Consider the following 21,222-nt stretch of genomic DNA (forward strand, 5'->3'; position numbering starts at 1 on the left):
TCTATTGTATCAAATTTTTATGTATAGGTAACCATCTGAAACTTTTCCATAGAAACAACGGAAAGTCATAAATTTGTCTACTTTAGTGACACAAATGAGCGTTTTTATCATTTATACTGTTAGAAGTTGTTTTAATCGTTTACTCTTTTTGCATTTACTACTATAATAACTGTTTGGATATACGATTTTTCAACAGAAAGGTACGATAGGAGGTTTTACGAGTGCCAAATATTTGGACACATATGCTTTTCTGTGAAGATGTAATTGATACAATTGGCAATTCTCCAGATCCATACTTTAAATATGATTCGATGTTAAAACTCGGTGCACAAGGGCCAGATCCATTTTTTTATTATAATTTTTGGCCATGGATAAAAAATGAACCTGTTCATGAAATTGGGATGCAGCTACACTCAAACCATTGTGGCCCATTTCTGCTTGATTTAATAACCTCTGCTAAAGCAATGGATAAAGAAGTTCGGGCCTATGTGTTTGGTTTTATTACACACCATATTTTGGATCGCAATACACATCCATATATCAATTATCGCGCAGGATATAATAGCAATAATCACCAAAGACTTGAGGTTATCATTGATACAATTATGATGGAAAAATACCATAATTTAAAAACATGGAAAACACCTGTCTACAAAGAAATTAATGTTGGAACACGTTTAAATGCCAGCATTGTAGAATTGCTTCACGAAACCATTCAGAAGCATTATCCAGACATTGCGAAATCATCATCTTCCTATATTCAAAAAGCTTATCGTGATATGAAGCTAGCTTTGAAGCTTCTTTCAGATCCATACGGTTGGAAAAATGCCCTGCTAAAATCCCTTGTTTCTGCATACTCCCATCAACCTGTAAAAAATCAAGTGGATTATTTAAACTTAGCGCATACAGCTTGGAAGCATCCAGCAACTGGGGAAATATCGACTGAAAGCTTTATTGATTTATATGAAAAAGGAAGAGCAGAAGCCATTGAAATTATGACAGCTGTCCTTCTTTATTGGGATTCGGAAAAAGATATTGAGCTAGACAAAATAAAAGCATTAATAGGAAATATTTCATATGATACTGGTAAACCGATTGAATTAGCGCTAGAAAATAAATATAGCGAACCAATTGTCTAACAGAACAAAACCGCAGCTTAACTGCGGTTTTTGCATTAGACACTCTAGCCGTTATTTAACCTTGATCTCTACAACTTCACTTGGCTTAGTTAACCGCTGTGCATCCTTTATCCCCTGCTCGACATTTACAAATTTTAATAAAATAATACCAACTATAAAGAAAAACATGAGCGAAACAATGCCTAGTCTACTGGAACCAGTAAGCTGCCCAACGAGTGCGAAAATAAACGGTCCAAAAATCGCTGCAAATTTGGATGATATGCCATAAAACCCAAAAAATTCTGCATGCTTGTTGTCTGGAACCATCCTACCAAAAATAGATCTACTCATTGATTGTGCTCCACCTTGAACAAAACCTACACAAATAGCCAAAATGTAAAAATGGATTGCAGTGTTCATGAAATATCCGAATAATACAATTGCCATATAAACGTATAATGATATTGTTAAAGCACGTTTCGCGGTGATCTTCTTTGCTAACCATCCAAAGAAAAACGTGCATGGTATCCCGACAAATTGCGTGATTAATAAGGCTGCAATTAAGTCATTTTGCTCTATTCCAATATCTCTACCATAAATAGTAGCCATTTTTATTATCGTGGAAATACCATCATTATACATCCAAAAAGCAAGTAAAAATATAAGTAATTGTTTGTATTGCTTAAGCTCTTTAAACGTACTCCCTACTCTTGAAAAACCAATAGAAATATAGGACTTTTCTCGTTTTACGTTAATCTTTTTCTCTTCTTTAATATACTTGAACAAAGGAATTGAAAAAATAAACCACCATAGTCCTACTGAAGCAAAAGAAAGCTGGCTCGCTACGGTTGCATTGGGTATGCCGAACCAATCATGCTTTAAAATAAGTAAAATATTAATAGCAAGTAGAATACCTCCACCAATATATCCCCAAGCAAAGCCTGCTGCTGATACTTTATCGATTTCTTCTTCCTTCGCAATTTCCGGTAAAAACGCATCATAGAACACATTTCCACCAGAGAAACCGATTGTACCAATTATTAACAGAATGGAAGCAAAAATATAATCTCCTTCATTTACAAAAGCTAACAATACACTTGCAATTATTCCCATATACGCAAAAAAACGGAGAAATTTCTTCTTTGCAGCCGAAAAGTCGCTAATCGCTCCTAATATTGGCGCTAGAACTGCTACAATCAATGCGGCGATTGATTGGGAATAACCCCAATAGCTTGCAGCTAAATTTTCTTGCAGACCGCTTGCTGCAACATCATAGTAAAATGTCGGAAGCACAGCTGCCATAATTGTTGTAGCAAATGCAGAATTTCCAAAGTCATATAACACCCAGCTAAAGGTTGATTTGTTTCTTTTTTTCACATACACTCCCCCTTCTACGTAAGCTTATCAAAATTTCGACTTGAATAGCACTTTTTTATGAAAACTTTATATTTAATCCAAACAACTGCATTCTTTGCTTCTTCTAGAGGACACCCTTTTAGACCTAATCTTCACAAGACTATCAGGACATAATACCTGCTTATTACGCAAAAAAACCCTTACCAAATAAGGCAAGGATTTAAATTATAAATTTTATTCCCATATATACTGTTTGTACACTTCACCTAGACGATTGAATTGTTCTTGGTCGCCATTATCAATGCTTGTATTTATTTGTTGTTCTAATCTTTTTTTATTCCAATTAAAGCATAATTCATCCAGAATAAGTCGGGATGTCAGCTTTATTTCAAACGGAATTTCCCTTTTAGCGTGCAGTACCCTTCCAGCATATCGATTGACACGATAAATGACCTTTTCCTTTTTCATGGGGTCACGCCTCCTATTCCTTTATTCTATTATCCTAAACTTTGCGTATAAATGCAATAAAAAATTTAAAATTATGCAAATTTACCATTTAATTGTTAATGTTTGCTTTTTTTACCGTATGAAACTTAATTTCAGCTTGTCAATACATATACCTTCACGCTTGAATGTTTCTCTAGACCCACTAGCTACTGCTTTGATAAAATGTTATAGCTATTGAAATAATATATGGTACATATACATATTGGAGGAATTCCATGAATTCAATCGATGATTTAAAGCAAGGGGAAAAAGGAGCTTGGGTAAGTATCCTAGCATACTTCGTTTTAGCCATTACAAAATTAGTTATCGCCTACGCAGGAAACTCAGAAGCATTACGTGCTGATGGCTTAAATAATTCAACAGATGTGATTGCATCTGTTGCGATTTTAGTAGGATTGCGCATCTCTAGAAAGCCTCCAGATCAAGACCACCGTTATGGACACTACCGTGCAGAAACAATTGCCTCTCTATTTGCCGCATTTGTCATGATGGCTGTGGGTCTACAAGTTGTTGTCAACACATTTAAGAAAGTGATGCAAAATGAAACGGTCCAACCAGATATGTTAACTGCTTGGGTTGCTCTTGGTGCAGCTGCCATCATGTTTATCGTTTATTGGTATAATCTAACATTGGCACGCAAGATTAAAAGTGGTGCACTCTATGCCGCAGCCCAAGATAATCGATCAGACGCACTTGTTAGTATTGGGGCTTTTATCGGTATTATTGGAGCACAATTTGGACTTTATTGGCTAGATCCGTTTGCAGGATTTATTGTTGGAATTATTATTTGTAAAACTGCCTGGGATATTTTCAAAGACTCTAGCCACGCATTAACAGATGGCTTTGATGAAAAACAGCTTGAAAAAATAGGACGAAGTATCGCTAAAGTAACAGGAGTAAAAAAGGTAGAGGATGTAAAAGGCCGTATTCATGGCAATCAAGCGTTAATAGACATAACCATACTAGTCGATCCAGAATTAAATGTCGAAGAAAGCCATAATATTACCGTACGTATCGAAAAGCTATTAGCTGAAAAGCATAATATAACGTATACCCATATTCATATTGAGCCCTTTAATGGACAAAAAAGTTCGAGCAAATAGGATAAAATCTTCCTTCGCTCGAACTTTTTCTATTCTTCTTTATTCATTGAATGATGTTAAAGGGATTAAATTGATAAAAAGAATACTGCAGCAATCGCTCCTAGAACTACAAAAATGATATTTAATCCGAGCAACGACAATCCCACGGCTACCAGTCCACCTAATAGACCAATATGCGGTTCATTTGGCTTTACTGCCATAATTCCTGGAAAAATTAATGCACCTAATGCTGCAAATGGTATAGCCGCAAGCCAACGATTAATCCAATCCCGAAATTGTAATCGATCAACGATAAATGCAGGCACCATTCTTGGAATCATCGTTACAAGGGACATTCCGATAATAATAAGAAAAATCATGCCTGCTCCTCCTTTAACAAAAAGATCCCACTTCCGCCTGCTATTACTGTTCCACAAACAATAGACCACCCAGTACTCATCTGAAGAACATAAAGACAAAATACATTAATGACCATTGCCTGCAAGGCGATAAGCCCAACTCTTTTTTCTTTTTTTACCGATGGTACTAATAATCCGATAAACATCGCATATAATGCGACGCCCATACTTTGACTTAATTTCTCTGGAATTATTTCTCCAAGAACACCACCTAAAAAAGATCCGCCAACCCAAGCTACATAAGCAGTTAAAAACAAACCAGCATAAAAAAATGCACCTTTTTCTTCTTTTGCTTCCGTTGTATGGAGTGCAGAAACCGCAAATGTTTCATCTGTTAACCCTAAAGATAGTGGAAGCTTCCATTTTAAATCCATACTGCGTAATCGATTCATAAATGATAAGCTCATGACAAAATGGCGAAAATTAAGGACAAAGGTCGCGATAATAATTTCTGCTGCACTCGCTCCAACCGCAATCATCCCCGCTCCCATAAATTGACTAGCACCAGCAAAAACGAGCACACTCATCGAGGTTAGCTCAAGCAGAGACATGCCCGATTGCTTAGCTAAAACACCGTATGTAATTGCAATCGGCAAATAACCGAGCATAATGGGAAGACCTACTGTAATGCCTCTTTTAAACATATTTCCCGCTAGAGAATAAGTGACTTTTTCTCTTTTAGCAGCATCCATTTTTTCTCCCCCCTCAACCAAAATTTCATCTATTATAACGCAATTACGAAAAATTAAAAAGCTGTTTTTATAAATTGCCTATTGACATTTACTTTCATCTCACGGTATATTCTTAATTAATATTTAAAAATGAATGGATAATAATCCAGAAATGAATAGTAGATTACTCTGGTGCAGCATGTAGAGACAAAGCGTTTGGTGAAAGCTTTGGCGGAGAGTTGATTGAATTACACATTTCAGCCTTTGGATTTAATCATGATGAGTGGATGTTTTGTAATGAACACTTACAAAGCATCAATCAGGGTGGTAACGCGGAGCTAACTTCGTCCCTATTATAGGGGGCGGAGTTTTTTGTTTTTTAAAAAAAGAGGAGGTAGTTCGATGTTTCCAATTAAACCAAAATATTCACCAAAGCTTATCGAAGCTTTAAGCATTTTTATCATACTCATTGGGTTAATCAGTTATTTCATCATTCGTCTTGGAACAGTTCCTCATATCCCTATATTACTTTCGATATTGGTTCTGGTAGCATATGGAAGCTTACGAAAGATTCCTTTTCAGGATCTTCATAATGGACTAATTGATGGAGCGAAAACGGGAATTGCCGCCGTATTTTTATTTTTTCTCATTGGTGTTCTCATTAGTAGCTGGATGATTAGTGGAACTATTCCAATGCTGATTGATACTGGTTTCACGCTTATCGGTGGTACAGGATTTTATGCAATTGTATTTTCGATTACTGCTTTAATTGGGGTTTCACTTGGAAGCTCACTTACAACAACAGCAACAATTGGTGTTGCGTTTATCGGAATTGGAAGTGCTATGGATGCTTCCTTAGCGATTACTGCTGGTGCTATTGTGTCTGGTGCATTTTTTGGAGACAAAATGTCCCCATTATCTGATACAACAAATTTAGCATCAACAATCGTAAATGTTGATTTATTTGATCATATAAAGCACTTAAGCCTTACAACCATCCCGGCATTCCTTATTTCTTTTGTCATCTACTACGTCCTTTCTCCAAATCAAACGATTTCGATAGACGTAGCAAGTCAGTATCAGCAAGCATTAGCTGCAACAGGCTTACTCCATTGGACGGCATGGATTCCAATCCTGCTATTAGTAACGTGTACGATTTTAAAATGGCCAGCATTCATTTCTATTTCACTCAGTATTATTACTGCAACATTTCTCGCATTTTTTGTTAATGGGATAGCTTGGTCTGATATATGGATGATTTGGTTTGAAGGGTATACAGGCGTAACTGGCTTTGAACCTGTAGATAGTCTCCTTACAAAAGGTGGCATTCAAAGCATGCTATTTACTATTTCACTCGTTTTAGTAGCATTAGGATTTGGCGGATTATTGTTTGTTACTGGTATTATTCCATCATTACTTCTTTCATTCCAAGAAAGGCTAAAGCGGGCTCGTTCCATAATTGTTTCCACTGCTGCAACAGCGATAGGAATTAATGTTTTAATCGGAGAGCAATACTTGTCCATTATGCTTACAGGTGAAACGTATAAAGGAATATATCAAAAAGCCGGCTTATCCAATAAAGCATTATCACGAACGTTAGAGGATGCTGGGACAGTAATTAATCCTTTAGTCCCTTGGAGCGTCTGTGGTGTATTTATTGCTGATGTGTTGGGTGTATCTGTTTTAGCATATGTTCCATTTGCCTTTTTCTGCTTACTGAGTCCAATCATTACGATTCTTTTTGGCAGCAAAAAGGCAGCCATTGAAGCAAAAGTATAAGATTTAGATTTTTTACTCCTCTGCAAAGGGATAGCCTAATGAAAGGAGACTGACTCCCGCGGGAAGTGGTTTTCTTCCGTAGAGACTGTGGCTGTACCAGCGTAAAGCAGCCACATTCAGGCTAGTGAATAAGATAGCATTATCTTATTCATAAAAAAAAGCAGACAGTACCCTGAATCATGAACGATCTGACTTCGTGGGTTCTGTCCTAGCTTTTTTCTCTAATATTATTGTTTTGGATCTTGCTCTGTTAAAATAATTGGTGCGTCTTTCGTAATGACAATCGTATGCTCGTATTGCGCAGAACGCCCTTTATCAATCGTACGAGCAGTCCAACCATTATCATCCATTTTACTCTTCCAGCTTCCTTCATTGATCATTGGCTCAATCGTAATTACCATTCCCTCTTTAAGTCGTAACCCTTTATTTGGCAAGCCAAAGTGAGGAACATGAGGGTCCTCATGGATTGTTGGACCAATCCCATGACCAGTGAAATCACGAACAACGGAAAAACCTTCTGCTTCCGCATAGGATTGAATTGCATGCCCAATATCACCTAAGCGATTTCCAGCTTTCGCCTGTTCAATACCTTTGTACAGTGCTGTTTTTGTTACGTCCATTAAGCGAATCCCTTTTTCATCGACATTTCCAACCCCATAAGTCCATGCCGAATCTGCAAGACCACCGTTTAAATTAACAACCATATCTATCGTAACAATATCCCCATCCTTAAGTGTTTCATTACGTGGGAAGCCATGACAAATTTCATCGTTAATGGATGCACAAGTAGCAAATTGATAGCCATTATAGCCCTTTTGCTCTGGGGTAGCACCATGGTCCGCTAAAAATTTATCGACAAAGGATTCGATTTCCATCGTCGTAATTCCTGGTCGAATCATGTTGGCAATTTCCTTATGTGTTTTTACAAGCAAATCAGCTGCTTTCTGCATTTGCTCAATTTCTCGTCTGCTTTTTCTAGTAATCATTCCTTTTTTACTCCTTTTCATATCAATACAAATCATCTTATATTACAAACAATATGCAATCGTTTGTTATTAGGAACCCGTTTAATCCAATTTAAAGTGTAACATATTAGCGCCTATTCTTGCAGACTAAATCATAATATCAACTGAATAGGCATTTCCTACTGATACGCTAATAAACAAGAAAGACTGCCATATGTTTCTTAATTAACATTTGTGTGGCAGCCTTTATCTCTGTTATTTAGCAGCATATATTTTTCCGTTTTCAAGCATGCTTCGGTTCTTCATTACATTAAATAATGCGTCTGCTACAGTTAAAGGGTCCTGTAATAAGTTTTGCTTTTTGTAATTCTTAAATTTCTCAATATCGATAAACTCCTCAGAGCTACTATCGCGAATTGTTACTTGCATTTCCGTATCCATAATTCCGGGGTTAAATGCGATAACACGATGATGACTATCCTGTTCAGCTTGTTCCAGTCCAACGGTTTGAACAAACATATTTACAGCTGCCTTTGTACTACAATAGGCACTCCAACCATAGACTGGACGTTCTGCTGCACCCGATGTAACAATAGAAGCATACAACGGAATTCCTTGCGTCGTCGCCAACTCCAAACAAGCATTCGTCAAAGACATCGGTGCGACTAAATTAACATGCACATGGTTACTTAACCGTTCATGCTCGACATACATCGCTTGATTCACAGGACCAACTACTGCTGCATTATTGATTAAGAAAATTGTATTTAAATCCATATGCTTTACTTCTTCTCTGATAGCAGCGACCGCTTGTTTCAATTGCTCACCTTCGCCTAAATCACAAGTAAGGTGGGTGTATGAGACGTCATGCTGAACTGCTAGCTGCTGCAAACGAACATTTGCATTGCGCGCAATCCCGATAACATGAATACCATTTTCAATAAACAACGTAGCCACTGCTTCTCCAAGTCCTTTTGAAGTACCCGTAATAATCGCCAATTCCACTTCAAGTACCCCCCCTTTAAGATCCTATCATGTTATGCATGCACAGCATTCCAATAATAAACGAGTGTCTCCATTCCTTTATCAAAGCTATCTAATGGAAAGCTTTCATTTGGAGAATGAAGTCTGTCGTCTGGAGTTCCAAACCCTAACAACACGATAGGAATTTGATAAATGGCTTCAATCCACTCTACAACTGGAATAGAGCCTCCCATTCGTACGTAAACTGTTTCTTTCCCAAACGCCTGGGTATAGCTTTCTGCAGCTTTTTTAATTAGTGGGTGATTTGGTTCTACTTTGTACGCTTTTGCAGAAAGCTTTTCCTTTTTCACTTCTACGGTTACACCAGCTGGGGAAACCTTTTTAATATGTGATTCTAATAGGTCTTGAATTGTTTCCGGATCCTGGCCAGGCACTAAACGACAAGTGATTTTTGCTGTTGCACTAGCAGGAATAATCGTTTTCGTCCCTTCTCCTTGATAACCGCCATATATCCCATTCACTTCAAAAGTAGGTCGTGCCATCGTATGTTCTTTCGCTGTATACCCTTTTTCAGAAACAGTTTCAGGAATACCGGTTGATTGAACATAATCTTCTCCAGGTACCTGTTTAATTAATTCTCTTTCTTCAGCAGATAGGGGTTCCACGCCATCATAAAAACCTTCTACTGTAATTACTTCTTCGTTATTTTTCATCGAAGCTAAAATATGCGAAAGTGCCATAATCGGATTTTTAGCTGCTCCACCGTACATTCCTGAATGAAGATCATGATCTGGACCATGCACGATTAGCTCGATTCCAGTAAACCCTTTTAATCCGTATAAGATGGTTGGCTGATTTTTTGCAACCATACCTGAATCAGAAATAACAGCAAAATCAGCAGCGAAAAGCTCTTTTTTATCATGAAGAATGGTATATAGGTTTTCACTACCGATTTCCTCTTCTCCTTCAATACAAACCTTTACATTAACAGGAAGTTTTCCTTCTGTTTTCATAAATGCTTCAAAAACAGCTAATTGCATAAAAACTTGCCCCTTATCATCACTGGAACCTCGTGCAAACAGGCGCCCATCACGGACCACTGGTTGAAAAGGATCGCTTTCCCATTGCTCGATTGGATCGACTGGTTGTACATCATAATGGCCATAGAACAAAACCGTAGGAGCGTCTTCTCCAGCTTGATCGTACACTGCATAAACGAGCGGATGCCCGTCAGTCTCAACCGTTTCCACATTTGAAAAGCCAATATCATTTAAATAGGAAATTAAAAAAGCTGCCGCTTCTTCAACATGTGTTTTATGTACACTATCAGTACTTACACTCGGAATAGACAGAAATTCATTTAGTTTCTTTAAATTTCTTTCTCGGTTATCTTTTAAATACTGCAATACTTTTTCACTCATGAAAACTCCTCCAAGCTTTTTCCCTATTTTATCATATTCAAATTAAAGCGGATATCGTAATGTTCATTAAATAAAGTGTTATAGCTTATTTGAATAAAAAAAGAGCGCGGGATATATTTATCCATACACGCTCATTTTCCATCATTTTATCGTTTATTCTGTGGAAAAATCCTTTCAATCATATTACCCATCTGATCAAAAAATCCTTCCACTGGACGACCATTATTCATATCATCCACATAATTATTCGTTAAATCTACAAAGTCTGGATTAGTGGATACATATACATTGTCAATATCGTTGTCTACAGATTGAACGATATCCGCAACTTTTTTCTTAACCTTATCCGTCAATTCTCCGCCGTTATCCATTCCAGCTCGATTATTCATATTCCCGTTGTTATTCCCATTTTTATTGTTCCGATTATCATCCATTGTTGCGGCAACATAAGCATTGTTATTTGTTGTTAAAACATATGCATGATCGATTTCAGGAACCTCATTAGTAATTCGATCTGCTGCTTCTTTTGCTACCTCATAATGCGTCATGTTATTACGATTATCTGCGCGGTTTCGGTTACCAGTTTCACCGTCCATCGTGTAATTTTTGTTCCCATCATTCGCATTATAGCGAGTTGGGTCGACATTTGGATTATCATTTGCTCCTTGATCATTTGTATTTGTATTTCCTTGACATGCTACTAATAGAGCAATCATTAGCACTGTAAGGATACTAAAGAATTTCCATTTCATTTTATCTTTCCTCCTTTACTATTTTAAGTTTAGTATGTAACGACAAAGGAAGTTTATGCCGTCACCGTTAAAACCTTTATTTGGAAACCACACCATTTTTGTTTTCGAAAATATATATATAATACGGGGAAACTAAATTTACCCTGACATTTTAAGGAGGGGAAAATATGGATGTTCCAGATTACGACAAAGCGTTATACTATACGCTCTGGGGACAATGGGATGATTTACTTGTACTAATGGTAAGGACACAGGATGATATTCTGTCTAAACGAATACAACATTTTTTGCATGCCTTTCACCATTCTCTCGACGAAAAGAAGATCATTGAATCTCATGATAATTTGCTTTATTATGTAGATCATGCGATGAAGCATGTCCCCTCAGCCGCCATGAAAATATAGCCTCACCATTCACTGAAAGCTCCCTCTAAAGAATGCTTAGCAAAATAGAAATACAAGCAAGATGGGCAGGCAAGAAATGCCTGCCCATTTACAGTAAAGATGAACACAGACGGGAATCAAACGCATCGCTTATAATTACGAAACAAAAAAGGGATGCACTATATACATCCCTTTAATCTTCATCCTCATCGTCATTTTCATCGTCATCTTCATCAAAGTACTTTTTATAATCGTTATAATCCTTACGTTCACGATAATCCTCTTCTGTTTCACGGAACTTTTCACGCTTTTTTTCTAGTTTTTTTTCTAGCCATTCTTGCTTTTCTTCTGATATATATTTATTAATATCCTTTTTGATTTTTTGCTCCTCTTTTGCATGCTGGTTAGACTTCTCAGCATTTTCCTGCTTCTTTCGATTTGTTTCTTTTTCTGTTTGATGTACTTTGCTTTGCTCTGCTGGTTTATTTTGCTGTTTTTCTTTAACTGTAACGTCTTTCTTTTCCTTGACTGGCTTTTTATTGATTTGCTTATCTGTTTTATCTGTGTTTGGGTCGTTTGCTTCATTTTTTTTCATATAAAAAGATTTAATAATAGCTTTTTCCTCATCATTCACAGCAATTGTTTCTTTCGTAACTCCATTTAACCCATCATCATTTCCAATCAATTTTGCAGCCATAATCTCATTCATCGACTTTTGCTCAGCTTTTGCTGTCTCTCGTACTTCCTCTGGTATGTTTAATGTTACAATATTCCATTCATTATCGACCGCTGTGAAATATTGATCAATAGCATTTGGATTTGATATTTTATCTGCTTGAACATAATTAATACCGACTACCATATTTTTTCCGTGTTTAATTAACCCTTTTGATTCACTTTTTTGCATAATTATCGTTATAATTGTTTCCAGCTTTTTACCTTTCACTTCCTCTAATTCATCTAAGAGAAGTGACGCATCCTCATTTAATGGATGAATCGCATGCACTTTCATATCTTTATCCACTTCTAGTTCCATACTTGGATTAATGTCGATATTGACGTATGCATACGTTTTTTCATTATCTACAATAAAGAGAATCGGAAAAACAAGCAGCATTAAAATACATGCCATCGCTAAAATTCGAACCGGCTTTTTATTCATGATAGAACGAGAAAGAATGGTTCCTTTTCTTTCCATAAGAGGTTCATATATAGATTCAACACCGATTGGTCCATTTGCTATCCGCTTGGCTTTTTCAAATAACCCATCCTCAGTAAGCATAATGGTGTATTTCCGGTGCTGTTCCATGATGATGCCCTTTTTCACTGACCTACCCCCTTCAAATAATCTTGAAGAAACACATAATTTTCACTAAGCACAATAAAAATTGCTAAAATGTACTTTCGATTCCGCTCTAACGTTTTTTTACTAACCTCTACCATCTTCACTAATTCTTTTATCGGGAGCTTTTTTTTCACTTGAACATAATGATTCAGTTCGGGATTGCGGTACAACATTCTCGCAATACGGATTGCTGATTCACGTGCATCGCGGTGCTTTGGCGATATTTCTGTCAGCTCCTGTAATGATAAATGGTATACTGCAAGCTTCGTTTTAAAATCAAGAATTTCCTGTCGCCGATGCCATGCATCCTGCTCTAATTGATATCTCTCTTTTACTGCAATAATTTCCATTGGATTTTCCATCTGGTCCTCATCATATGTCTCATCCAATGAAACAGCAGCAGGATGCTTTTGCATGTACCGGATATAATCAATTACTTTTCTTGTTATAACTAGCTTTGCAAAGGATAAAAATGAACTTCCTCGATCAGGCTTGTACGTTTGAATGGCATCATGAAATGCAGATAGACCAACACTAAATTCATCATCTCTCTCTGGATCAATATAGCGTTTGCATACCTCAGATACACATTTCGCAATAAAAGGCTGATACGTTCGTAACAAATCATTTAATACCGCATCATTCCCCGCTTGTGCCATCGCCACCATTTCTTCTAATGGAATATCCTGTAGCGTTTTTTGCATTAACAACTGGAAGCACCTCCAGTTATCATAGTATTCGTCTTTTTAAACTTGTTTTTGGGTGTAAACGTTTGTAAAACATATGTATATTTTTTGAACATTAATTTATTATTAATACGCATGATGCGCCCACCATCTTTTATTAAAATTTATTTAATATACTCCATCATACCTTATCCATATTTGTGAAGCTATCTCAAAACAATTACAGTTTATTTAAATATCCATTACTGTATTATTAAGGCGGGCAAAAAATGATAATCATGCAAGTTACTGTTCTGTCTTTTTCCTCTCCATTTCTCGTTGTAAATACATTTCAATGGGGATAAACAAACCTACCCTTCCATATTCTTCATGATCTAATGTGGCAAAAACAACCCCAATAACCTTGTCATCCTCACCGATTATCGGACTTCCACTATTGCCTCGATAAATTGGCGCATCAATCATTACTACCTCTTCATCCCAATCCTCCAGAGCTGTATAGTCAATAATGCTTCCTTGATTCGCAATTCCTTGAAACCGTAATGGATTCCCAATAAAATGAATGGCTGCCCCACCTTTCACAGTAGCGCTAGTAGCTAATTCAAGATACGGAAGCCCCTTTCCACCATTTGTTACTTTCAACTCAGCAAGATCCACCTCTGGATATGTATGCACAACCTCTGCTGTATACAATCCATCGTCTGGGTACGCAACAGTTACCGTCTTTTCTTCCTCCACTACATGATAATTTGTTAAAATAGTACCATCCTCTGAAATTGAGAACCCTGTCCCTCTTGCGTCTTCTGTTTCAATCCCAACAACTGCCTTTTTCTCTTGTTTAATATGATCCTGTGTGGAAAGCTTTGAAGATGTAATTAAAAAATTTATAGCTGGAATAGAAAAGGTTTGTGGTAACACAGCGATAACTTGAAATAAGAGCATAAAAGCAATGAGCCAAAACGCCCATCTTGGAAATGGACGTCTTGTTTGCTTTTTATTTTCTTCTTCATCCGCTTTTTGCCTTGCTAGCGCTTCTTTTTTTGCTTCCTGGACAAGATGATATAATTCCTCATCCTCGAATTCTTCATATAAGTCCGTATCAATAATATCTATTTCTTTGTTATCATCCTTATTTTTCATTGGGTCACCTCGTACACTAACTTATACTGCGCGTTGAGCTTTTCCCTGTTGCATTTGATACATTTGATAGTACATTCCTTTTTCTTCTAACAATTGAACATGGTTTCCACGTTCTTTTATTGTACCATGCTCAAGAACAAAAATAACGTCCGCCTGCTGAATCGTTGATAATCGATGGGCAATTACTAAGGTCGTTCTCCCCTTTTTTAGTACCTCTAATGCACGTTGAATAATTGCCTCTGTTTCCGTATCAATATTTGCAGTCGCTTCATCTAATATGAGGATTGCTGGATCAAAAGCAAGTGCACGAGCAAAAGAAATGAGCTGTCGTTCTCCAAGTGAAAAAGTTGATCCACCCTCTGTTACTTTTTCATCATACTTGTTAGGCAGCTTTTCAATAAATCGATCCGCACCTACGGCCTTTAATGCTTGAATCGCTCTTTCTCGATCAATCGATGGATCATTCATTGTCACATTGGATACAATCGTGCCAGAAAACAAGAATGGATCCTGAAGTACAATCCCCATATGACTACGAACCTGTTGTCGTGACCACTCTTCTGTCGGATAACCATCAATCGTGATTGATCCTTTTTGGGGATCATAAAAACGAAACAGTAAATTCATGATCGAGCTTTTTCCAGAACCTGTATGCCCTGCAAAGGCTGCGGTTTGCCCTGCCTTTACTTCAAATGAAATATCGTTCAATACATAGTCTTCATCATTATACGCAAACGACACATGATCAAATTTAATGTTTCCGCGATACTTGTTTATTTCCTCGTTCTCTACCGCTTCGCCATCTCGATCCATTAATTCAAAAACACGACTTCCTGCTACTCGTGCTTGTTCAATCAATGGAAGCTGATTAACAATATCGGTTACAGGCTCAAATAGTCTTGTTAAATAATCAACGATTGCATAAAGCATACCAATTGAAATTACACTGCTTAGCTCTAATGATGATGAACCAAAGTACCAAATAAATGCGACAAAAGCAAGGTTTCTAAAAACCGTAACAAGGTTGTATGAAGTAAGCGCACTAAGTTTTACTAGCTTGCGTTGAAATGTAAAGTGTCGTTCATTTAGAACTTCAAACTCTTCCTTTGTTTTCGCTTCTCTGCGAAATGCCTGTATAATTGGCATTCCTTGAATTGCTTCATTAATATTTCCATTAATTTCACTAACCGTTGAACGGATTACCTTGTTGTATTTTGTTCCAAAAAACTTATAAACCTTCATCCAGCCAATTATCAATGGAATAACGAGTAAACAAATTAGTGCGAGCTTCGCATCAAGAATAAACAATGCAACAAAAATTCCTGCCATATAAATAGCACTCGTTAAAACAATCGAAAGCACACGTTCATATAAATCGCGAATCGCTTCTGTATCATTTGTAATGCGTGCAACAATTTTTCCGGCTGGCTGATCCACAAAATAGGTGATAGGTATTCGTTGTGTGTGCGCAAAAATATCATTTCGCATCTTTTGAACAATTTGATTTGACGATTTTTGCAGTAAAAAGGTTTGATAAAATTGAAAGAACCCTGCAATTACGAGCAAGACCATATACAATCCAAGCAAAAAGAAGATAGCACGTTGTTCTGGCTTAAAAAACGAATAGATCTCTGACATCTTCATTTTTTCTGCTTGAAAACGCTCTGTTCCATCTGCACTCTTAATTTGTAGTGTTCCGTCTTCAATTGTTCGCTTTCCTTGCAATGGAACCTTTTCATCAACAAAATAATAGCTCTTTCCAACCTGTAATACCGTGTGCGCTCCTAATGTTTGTTCGCCATCTGTTAGGCGATCCGCACGTTTTAACTGCTTTCCGTCATAATTAACGGTGTTTTTATCTTCGTTCGTAACCTCATGCCATGCACCTTCAATTCCAAGAATATGCTCATCAATCACCTGTTTAGCGATTAAAGGACCAGCTAATTCAAGTGTAGTTGCGATGATTAAACAAATAATCCCAATAATAATGCCGCGTTTAAACTGAAAGGCATATGCAAATAATCTTTTCTCAGTTGATGCCTTCTTCATTAGGAAGTCACCTCCCCATTTCCCATTTGTTGCAATTCATACTGTGCTTTATACCAGCCTGCTTGCTGAATTAGTTCATCATGTGTGCCTTCTTCCACAATTTTACCATCTTCAAGCACAATGATATGATCTGCATGAGCAACTGCTGACAAGCGATGTGCTGCAATAAATGTTGTTTTATTTTTTCGTTCTTTTCGTAAATGTTCAATAATCTTCGCTTCTGTTTTTCCATCTACTGCTGACATGGAATCATCAAGAATTAATATTTCAGGATTCTTAATAAATGCTCTTGCTAAAGCAACACGCTGCTTTTGTCCGCCTGACAAAGTAACGCCACTTTCTCCAACCTGTGTATCTAATCCTTTTGGTAGCTGCTTGATATCTTCTAGAAAATGAGCAAGATCCATTACACGAAATATTTCTTTATCCGTTGCATCTGCTTTTCCAAACTGAATGTTCTCCCGAATCGTTTTTGAAAACATCATCTGGTCCTGAGGCACGTATCCAATCCAAGAACGGATTTGTTCAAGCGAAATAGCTTCAAGTCGTGTACCAGAGATACGAATCTCACCTTTGATACCTGGATATTGGCGCAGCATTAGCTTAAATAGCGTTGTCTTCCCTGCACCTGTCTTACCAACAACACCTATCGTTTGCCCCTGCTTTACATGTAAGGAAATATGCTCTAAACGATTCATCTCTGTCTCTGGATAAGCAAAGGAAACATCCTTGAAGGAAATCGTATCGACGGTTGCTACTTTCTTTGGCGTTATACAATCTTCTACATCTGCTTCGTAATCTAAAATGTTGTTCACGCGATCTAATGAAGCATTTCCGCGTTGTAAAATATTGATGAGCTCACCAACAGCAAACATAGGCCAAATCAACATTCCCAGATAAACGTTAAACGCTACCAAATCTCCTAACGTTATCGCGTTTCTAAAAACGAGTAATGCACCATATCCAAGTCCAATCGTATATGATAGCCCTACTAGTATTTTCATCGTGGGCTCAAACAAAGCGTCTATTTTAGCTACTTCGATATTTTTTTCATAAACATCTTCAGTCATTTTGGCAAATCGACTTTTATCCTGTTGTTCTTGCACAAAAGCACGAATAACTCTTACTCCCCGAATCGATTCAAGTACTTCATTATTCATATCCCCGAATGCTGCCTGTGCTTTTGTAAATCTTGCATGAATCGCTGCACCATATTTGTTCATCACAATTGCCATTATTGGTAATGGAATAAGTGCAGCAAAGGTAAGCTTCCAGCTAATCGTCAAGCCCATAACTGCAATAATCATAAGCATGAATATACTGGAATCAACAAGCGTTAAAACTCCAAAGCCAGCTGTTAAGGCAATTGCTTTTAAATCATTAGTACTTCTTGCCATTAAATCCCCGGTTTTAAACTTCCCAAAAAAGGTGGGCGTCATTTTTAAAAAATGTCCCATTAATCGACTTCGCGTCCATCGTTCAAGCATAACCGCTCCACCAAAAAGTGTATAATCCCATAAAAACGAAATACCATAATGTACAAAAGTCAATACAACATAACCGATCACAATGAACCACAATAATTGGAATGTTAGTGTTTCAAATTGTATATGATCAATCGCAAACCCGACCAGCTTTGGAGGAATCAACCCCAATGCACTAGCAATGATTAATGCGATAATAGCAAATGTGTAACGCTTCCAGTAATGCTTGAAAAACCAATCTAGTTTCTTAAAAACCTGAAACATGTTTTCACCTTCTTTTCTCTCTCTTTAATTTCGTTAACCTTCTGGGAATAAAAAAAAGCACACGTCCATGACGTATGCAAACGGTTGAAAAGTTGCTTTTAAAAAGACATACTTCTCCAACATTACAAAAAGGTCACAGATAGTGTGACCTTTCCTAAATAAAACCCATATAGATGATTTAACACATTCTATATGAACAATTATTTATATCCGCAGAAGGTCACTATATTCCATATGAAATTAATTCTCTGTTGTTGTATCATTCTTTTTTCCATGGTAGTAACCTCCCCTCTTATTTTTGATAATCATAATTATAGTTGCTGGAAAATTTTAAGTCAATACTTTTTCGGAAAATTTTATTAAAAAAGAAAAAACCTTCTATTTCGAAATCGCGAAAATCTTCTTTCTTGCTCATGCTATCCTTATACACTTTAAAGGGAATTTTTATGCAAGCTTAAGATGTTCTCTTTCTTATTATAAGAACCTTAGATAACCTTATAATTACAATATGTATCGGTTCTTATGATAAAATATGTTTGTTCCAAGCAATGCAAAGTCGAAGGGAGAGATGGATATTGCATTTAGAAGAAATGCTTGCATTTAACAAGCAATTTGTTGAAGGAAAAAAATATGAGCCATATCAAACAGACAGTATTCCAAACAAACGGATGGTTATTTTCACCTGTATGGAATCACGTCTAGTAGAGCTATTGCCGAAAGCATTAAATATACAAAACGGAGATGTAAAAATGCTTAAAAATGCTGGTGCTATCATTAGAAAGCCTTTCGACAGCATCATGAAAAGCATTTTAGTTGCTATTTACGAGCTTCAAGCAGAAGAAGTTACTGTTATCGGCCATTATGATTGCGGCATGTCTCATATTCAGCCTGGAAACTTAACTAAAAAAATGATGGACAAAGGGATTCCTGAAGCAACTATTCAAACATTAGAGAATGCTGGGATTGATTTTCATGATGAATTTCATGGCTTTGACACAGTAGAAGAATCAGTTCAACAAAGCGTTTCTATTATAAGAAATCATCCTTTATTACCTTCCCACATTAAGGTTCATGGATTAGTAATTGATCCCGCAACAGGTAAGGTGGATGTCGTAACAAAACAAGATTAACTCGTTGATTTAAAGCTATTCTGACCGGTCTAAAATGGCCGCTCTAGAATAGCTTCTTTCTTTTTGGTTGTAGTTATTACTTTTTCTCTTTGTCTTCCCCCTTAACCGTAGAAATTCAATACTCTTCTTCATAACTTTCCTTTTTCTGGTCATACTATGCTATAACATCTTTTAATTTGGAGGGAATCGTATGCGAAGGAGACAAAAAGGAAGTAATAAAGGCATCTTCCCTTCAAGTTTGCCTACGCTCGAACAGATTCTACAACAACAGAATTTAGATATTAGCTTTTCTACATATGATCTCCACGAGCAAAAGGTTGCTGTCTTTTTTATTGACTATCTAACAGATACGAATAAGGCCCAAGCCTCATTGCTAAAGCCGTTGCTAGCTATACCAAATCAATTAACTAATAGCGCGATAATGAATCATATTCCACTTCAAGGTGGAGAAACCATTCAATCCCTTGAATTAATTATTGAAAAGCTATTGAGTGGAACAGTTTTTATTTACCTAGAAAATGAAAAAGAAGCGCTCTCCTACAAGCTTGCACACGTAGAAAAGAGATCACCAGACAAAGCAGAGACAGAATCGCTAGTCGTTGGACCTAAAATCGCATTTAATGAATCAATTACAACGAATATGAACATCATCCGTTCTAGAGTTCAATCTTCTGATCTTATCATGGAGCCGCTTCATATCGGAAAAACGAACTCTCGTGAAGTTCGTATTGTCTATATGAAATCGATAGCAAATGATGAAGACGTGCAAACGATAAAACAACGTATCCAAGATCTAGATATCGATGAAGTAGAAGACAGCATCATATTAAAACAATATATCGAAGACTCCCAATTATCCTTCTTTCCCCAATTTGATTCAACAGAGCTTCCAGATCGATTTACATATGCGATTACTCGAGGGAAAGTTGGCGTTCTCGTCGATAATAGCTCTACTGGGATTATTGCACCAGCAACATTGTTCAGTTTTTTGCAATCAACAGAAGATATTTATATGCGTTGGAACGAAGGTACCATACTTCGATTCATTCGCTTTATAGCTGTTTTTATTTCATTTTTTTTGACTCCTGCTTATGTAGCAATTGTAACGTACCAGTTTGGCATTATTCCGACTCAACTACTTATCTCGTTAGGGAAATCTCGCGCTGCCGTTCCTTTTCCTCCCTTTTTAGAAGCAATTCTTCTTGAATTTTTAATTGAACTGCTAAGAGAGGCGGGGGCAAGGTTACCCACAAAGGTTGGGCAAACAATGGGCATTGTAGGTGGAATTGTGATTGGACAAGCTGCTGTACAAGCAGGATTAACGAGTAATATATTAATCATCGTTGTAGCAATGAGTGCTCTCGCTTCCTTTACAAGTCCAAATTATTTGCTCGGGACAACGGTTCGTCTACTAAGGTTTCCATTAATTTTTTTAGCTGGTTTATTTGGGCTATTCGGTATTGTATTTGGGATAAGCCTATTAGTCATTCATTTACTACGCTTAAAATCCTTAGGACGCCCATATCTTCTCCCGCTTTATCCCTTGAAATTAAAGGATTTTAACAAATCTTTTTTTCGAGCCCCTTTACCCTATGAGCATAACCGTGCGATATCTTATCGCCCAAAATTTTTATTTCGTTTTAACAAAAAAGAAGCAGCTAAAAAGAGGGATATTGATGAATAGGTG

The 21,222-nt window shown here is 36.9% G+C and carries 19 protein-coding genes; 6 read left to right on the top strand and 13 right to left on the bottom strand.

Annotated features, from left to right (window positions below; all coding sequences use genetic code 11):
* The first annotated feature begins 221 nt into the window (after positions 1 to 221).
* Positions 222 to 1,139: a zinc dependent phospholipase C family protein gene (locus tag SPK86_RS01850; protein WP_330948558.1), complete on the top strand. Its 918-nt coding sequence runs from the start codon at positions 222 to 224 to the stop codon at positions 1,137 to 1,139.
* Positions 1,140 to 1,190: 51 nt separating this feature from the next.
* Here SPK86_RS01850 and SPK86_RS01855 read toward each other — a convergent pair whose 3' ends face one another.
* Positions 1,191 to 2,495 (bottom strand): MFS transporter, encoded by a 1,305-nt coding sequence (locus tag SPK86_RS01855; protein WP_330948559.1) that lies wholly within the window; start codon positions 2,493 to 2,495, stop codon positions 1,191 to 1,193.
* 213 nt (positions 2,496 to 2,708) lie between these two features.
* Positions 2,709 to 2,942: an IDEAL domain-containing protein gene (locus tag SPK86_RS01860; RefSeq protein WP_284139516.1), complete on the bottom strand. Its 234-nt coding sequence runs from the start codon at positions 2,940 to 2,942 to the stop codon at positions 2,709 to 2,711.
* 254 nt (positions 2,943 to 3,196) lie between these two features.
* On the opposite strand from SPK86_RS01860, the gene SPK86_RS01865 reads away from it, so the two are divergent.
* Positions 3,197 to 4,084, top strand: coding sequence for a cation diffusion facilitator family transporter (locus tag SPK86_RS01865; protein ID WP_284139517.1), 888 nt, complete (start codon positions 3,197 to 3,199; stop codon positions 4,082 to 4,084).
* Positions 4,085 to 4,149: 65 nt separating this feature from the next.
* On the opposite strand, the gene SPK86_RS01870 is transcribed toward SPK86_RS01865, so the two are convergent.
* Both SPK86_RS01870 and SPK86_RS01875 read right to left on the bottom strand, forming a co-directional pair.
* Positions 4,150 to 4,443, bottom strand: a complete 294-nt coding sequence (locus tag SPK86_RS01870) for an AzlD domain-containing protein (RefSeq protein ID WP_284139518.1) — start codon at positions 4,441 to 4,443, stop codon at positions 4,150 to 4,152.
* Positions 4,440 to 5,174: an AzlC family ABC transporter permease gene (locus tag SPK86_RS01875; protein WP_330948560.1), complete on the bottom strand. Its 735-nt coding sequence runs from the start codon at positions 5,172 to 5,174 to the stop codon at positions 4,440 to 4,442. The genes SPK86_RS01870 and SPK86_RS01875 overlap by 4 nt, the downstream gene beginning before the upstream one ends.
* Positions 5,175 to 5,555: 381 nt before the next feature.
* On the opposite strand from SPK86_RS01875, the gene nhaC reads away from it, so the two are divergent.
* Positions 5,556 to 6,932, top strand: coding sequence for a Na+/H+ antiporter NhaC (gene nhaC / locus SPK86_RS01880; protein WP_284139520.1), 1,377 nt, complete (start codon positions 5,556 to 5,558; stop codon positions 6,930 to 6,932).
* Between the two features lie 227 nt (positions 6,933 to 7,159).
* Here nhaC and map read toward each other — a convergent pair whose 3' ends face one another.
* The 4 genes from map to SPK86_RS01900 all read right to left on the bottom strand — a co-directional run bounded on the left by map (position 7,160) and on the right by SPK86_RS01900 (position 11,054).
* Positions 7,160 to 7,918, bottom strand: a complete 759-nt coding sequence (map, locus tag SPK86_RS01885; RefSeq protein ID WP_284139521.1) for a type I methionyl aminopeptidase — start codon at positions 7,916 to 7,918, stop codon at positions 7,160 to 7,162.
* 234 nt (positions 7,919 to 8,152) lie between these two features.
* On the bottom strand, positions 8,153 to 8,902 hold the full coding sequence (locus tag SPK86_RS01890) for a (S)-benzoin forming benzil reductase (protein ID WP_284139522.1): 750 nt from the start codon (positions 8,900 to 8,902) through the stop codon (positions 8,153 to 8,155).
* Between the two features lie 32 nt (positions 8,903 to 8,934).
* A complete protein-coding gene (locus SPK86_RS01895) occupies positions 8,935 to 10,302 on the bottom strand; it encodes a dipeptidase (protein WP_284139523.1) in 1,368 nt (455 codons plus the stop codon).
* A 146-nt stretch (positions 10,303 to 10,448) separates the two neighbouring features.
* A complete protein-coding gene (locus tag SPK86_RS01900) occupies positions 10,449 to 11,054 on the bottom strand; it encodes a YhcN/YlaJ family sporulation lipoprotein (RefSeq protein WP_284139524.1) in 606 nt (201 codons plus the stop codon).
* Positions 11,055 to 11,221: 167 nt separating this feature from the next.
* On the opposite strand from SPK86_RS01900, the gene SPK86_RS01905 reads away from it, so the two are divergent.
* The gene (locus tag SPK86_RS01905) at positions 11,222 to 11,458 is read left to right on the top strand and encodes a YhdB family protein (RefSeq protein ID WP_284139525.1); all 237 of its coding nucleotides are present in this window, start codon (positions 11,222 to 11,224) and stop codon (positions 11,456 to 11,458) included.
* A 172-nt stretch (positions 11,459 to 11,630) separates the two neighbouring features.
* On the opposite strand, the gene SPK86_RS01910 is transcribed toward SPK86_RS01905, so the two are convergent.
* The 5 genes from SPK86_RS01910 to SPK86_RS01930 form a co-directional block, all read right to left on the bottom strand.
* Positions 11,631 to 12,764 carry an anti-sigma-I factor RsgI family protein gene (locus SPK86_RS01910; RefSeq protein ID WP_284139526.1) on the bottom strand — a complete coding sequence of 378 codons (1,134 nt, stop codon included), beginning with the start codon at positions 12,762 to 12,764 and terminating at the stop codon, positions 11,631 to 11,633.
* Positions 12,761 to 13,492 carry an RNA polymerase sigma-I factor gene (gene sigI, locus SPK86_RS01915; RefSeq protein ID WP_443089743.1) on the bottom strand — a complete coding sequence of 244 codons (732 nt, stop codon included), beginning with the start codon at positions 13,490 to 13,492 and terminating at the stop codon, positions 12,761 to 12,763. Before sigI ends, SPK86_RS01910 begins: the two co-directional genes overlap by 4 nt.
* A 261-nt stretch (positions 13,493 to 13,753) precedes the next feature.
* Positions 13,754 to 14,608, bottom strand: coding sequence for a S1C family serine protease (locus SPK86_RS01920; RefSeq protein ID WP_284139527.1), 855 nt, complete (start codon positions 14,606 to 14,608; stop codon positions 13,754 to 13,756).
* A gap of 21 nt (positions 14,609 to 14,629) precedes the next feature.
* Positions 14,630 to 16,657: an ABC transporter ATP-binding protein gene (locus tag SPK86_RS01925; RefSeq protein ID WP_330948561.1), complete on the bottom strand. Its 2,028-nt coding sequence runs from the start codon at positions 16,655 to 16,657 to the stop codon at positions 14,630 to 14,632.
* The gene (locus tag SPK86_RS01930) at positions 16,657 to 18,405 is read right to left on the bottom strand and encodes an ABC transporter ATP-binding protein (RefSeq protein WP_330948562.1); all 1,749 of its coding nucleotides are present in this window, start codon (positions 18,403 to 18,405) and stop codon (positions 16,657 to 16,659) included. The genes SPK86_RS01925 and SPK86_RS01930 overlap by 1 nt, the downstream gene beginning before the upstream one ends.
* A 572-nt stretch (positions 18,406 to 18,977) precedes the next feature.
* Here SPK86_RS01930 and SPK86_RS01935 point away from each other — a divergent pair.
* Complete coding sequence (locus SPK86_RS01935) at positions 18,978 to 19,535, top strand: beta-class carbonic anhydrase (RefSeq protein WP_284139647.1); 558 nt, start codon at positions 18,978 to 18,980, stop codon at positions 19,533 to 19,535.
* Between the two features lie 190 nt (positions 19,536 to 19,725).
* On the top strand, positions 19,726 to 21,219 hold the full coding sequence (locus tag SPK86_RS01940; RefSeq protein WP_330948563.1) for a spore germination protein: 1,494 nt from the start codon (positions 19,726 to 19,728) through the stop codon (positions 21,217 to 21,219).
* The last annotated feature ends 3 nt before the right edge of the window (positions 21,220 to 21,222 follow it).

The sequence above is a fragment of the Virgibacillus sp. MG-45 genome, assembly GCF_036409425.1.
In the GTDB taxonomy this organism is placed as follows: domain Bacteria; phylum Bacillota; class Bacilli; order Bacillales; family Amphibacillaceae; genus LDC-1.

What these genes read in the sequence shown, in the direction of transcription:
- SPK86_RS01860 (WP_284139516.1), bottom strand. Translation starts at nt 2,942, where the DNA reads ATGAAAAAGGAAAAGGTCATTTATCGTGTCAATCGATATGCTGGAAGG.
- SPK86_RS01865 (WP_284139517.1), top strand. Translation starts at nt 3,197, where the DNA reads ATGAATTCAATCGATGATTTAAAGCAAGGGGAAAAAGGAGCTTGGGTA.
- SPK86_RS01870 (WP_284139518.1), bottom strand. Translation starts at nt 4,443, where the DNA reads ATGATTTTTCTTATTATTATCGGAATGTCCCTTGTAACGATGATTCCA.
- SPK86_RS01875 (WP_330948560.1), bottom strand. Translation starts at nt 5,174, where the DNA reads ATGGATGCTGCTAAAAGAGAAAAAGTCACTTATTCTCTAGCGGGAAAT.
- nhaC (WP_284139520.1), top strand. Translation starts at nt 5,556, where the DNA reads ATGTTTCCAATTAAACCAAAATATTCACCAAAGCTTATCGAAGCTTTA.
- map (WP_284139521.1), bottom strand. Translation starts at nt 7,918, where the DNA reads ATGATTACTAGAAAAAGCAGACGAGAAATTGAGCAAATGCAGAAAGCA.
- SPK86_RS01895 (WP_284139523.1), bottom strand. Translation starts at nt 10,302, where the DNA reads ATGAGTGAAAAAGTATTGCAGTATTTAAAAGATAACCGAGAAAGAAAT.
- SPK86_RS01900 (WP_284139524.1), bottom strand. Translation starts at nt 11,054, where the DNA reads ATGAAATGGAAATTCTTTAGTATCCTTACAGTGCTAATGATTGCTCTA.
- SPK86_RS01905 (WP_284139525.1), top strand. Translation starts at nt 11,222, where the DNA reads ATGGATGTTCCAGATTACGACAAAGCGTTATACTATACGCTCTGGGGA.
- SPK86_RS01920 (WP_284139527.1), bottom strand. Translation starts at nt 14,608, where the DNA reads ATGAAAAATAAGGATGATAACAAAGAAATAGATATTATTGATACGGAC.
- SPK86_RS01925 (WP_330948561.1), bottom strand. Translation starts at nt 16,657, where the DNA reads ATGAAGAAGGCATCAACTGAGAAAAGATTATTTGCATATGCCTTTCAG.
- SPK86_RS01930 (WP_330948562.1), bottom strand. Translation starts at nt 18,405, where the DNA reads ATGTTTCAGGTTTTTAAGAAACTAGATTGGTTTTTCAAGCATTACTGG.
- SPK86_RS01940 (WP_330948563.1), top strand. Translation starts at nt 19,726, where the DNA reads ATGCGAAGGAGACAAAAAGGAAGTAATAAAGGCATCTTCCCTTCAAGT.